Origin of the sequence: Methylobacterium oxalidis, assembly GCF_007992195.1 — a bacterium.
Classification (GTDB): domain Bacteria; phylum Pseudomonadota; class Alphaproteobacteria; order Rhizobiales; family Beijerinckiaceae; genus Methylobacterium; species Methylobacterium oxalidis.
Genome location: NZ_BJZU01000296.1, coordinates 1 through 1,142 on the forward strand (window position 1 = coordinate 1; position 1,142 = coordinate 1,142).

Annotated in this window: 1 protein-coding gene; it reads left to right on the plus strand. The window is 73.5% G+C overall.

Annotation, left to right across the window (positions count from 1 at the left end; genetic code table 11):
* The first annotated feature begins 1 nt into the window (after window position 1).
* Window positions 2–1,111 (plus strand): polysaccharide biosynthesis/export family protein, encoded by a 1,110-nt coding sequence (locus MOX02_RS30670; RefSeq protein ID WP_244948467.1) that lies wholly within the window; start codon window positions 2–4, stop codon window positions 1,109–1,111.
* Window positions 1,112–1,142: the final 31 nt, after the last annotated feature.

Below are 1,142 nucleotides of genomic sequence, written 5' to 3' on the forward strand. Positions count from 1 at the left end.
CCTGCCGGCGTCGGGTCCGACGGCGGGCGCGATCGCGTCGGGGGCGGAGACGACCACCACCGAGGGCACCTTCGCGCGCTACGAGCTGCTCGACATCACCCCGGCCGTGGTCGAGGCCCTGCGCACGCGCCCGCTCGACAGCCTGCTCGCCTCCTTCGGCGACAACCGCCCGGCGCTGGAGCCGGTGATCGGCGTCGGCGACTTCGTGGCCGTCTCGATCTGGGAGGCGGGCTCCGGCGGCCTGTTCTCCGGCCCGCTCGTGGCCGACCGCTTCTCGGCCGGCTCCAAGTCCGCCCTGATCCCCGAGCAGGTCGTCTCCCGCGACGGCGCCATCTCGGTGCCCTATGCCGGCCGCATCCAGGTCGCCGGCCGCCGCCCCCAGGACGTGCAGGCCCTGATCGAGACCGAACTGGCCGGCAAGGCCATCCAGCCCCAGGTGCTGGTCTCCGTCACCAAGCCGATCTCGCAGGCCGTCACCGTCACCGGCGAGGTCGCCGGCGGCGCCCGCCTGCCGCTCTCGGCCAAGGGCGACCGCCTGCTCGACATCGTCGCCTCGGCCGGCGGCGTGCGCGCCCCCGTCGCCGAGACTTTCGTGCGGCTGTCGCGCGGGCGTACCACCGCCACGGTGCCGCTGACCACCGTGGTCTCCAACCCGCGCGAGAACATCTACCTGCGCCCGGGCGACGTGCTCACCCTGGTGCGCGACCCCCAGACCTTCCTGGCCGTGGGGGCGCTCGGCAACTCCACCGAGATCCCGTTCCAGGCCGAGGGCATCACGCTCGCCCAGGCGCTGGCCAAGGCGCGCGGCCTGTCCGACTTCCAGGCGGATCCGGCCGGCACCTTCATCTTCCGCTTCGAGCCCGCCAGCGTGGTGCGCCGCCTCAACCCGGGCTCGGCGCTGCTCGGCACCCCGCTGGTGCCGGTGGTCTACCGGGTCAACATGCGCGATCCCCAGAGCCTGTTCCTGACCCAGGCCTTCCGCATGCGCAACCGCGACCTGATCTACGTCTCGAACGCGCCCTTCACCGAGGTCCAGAAGGTCCTCTCCGCCTTCTCCGCCGCCTCCGGACCCATCAGCGCCGCAGCCGCCACCTACGCCTACACACGCTAGGCACGGGCGCCCCGCCCCGTCCGGGATCGCG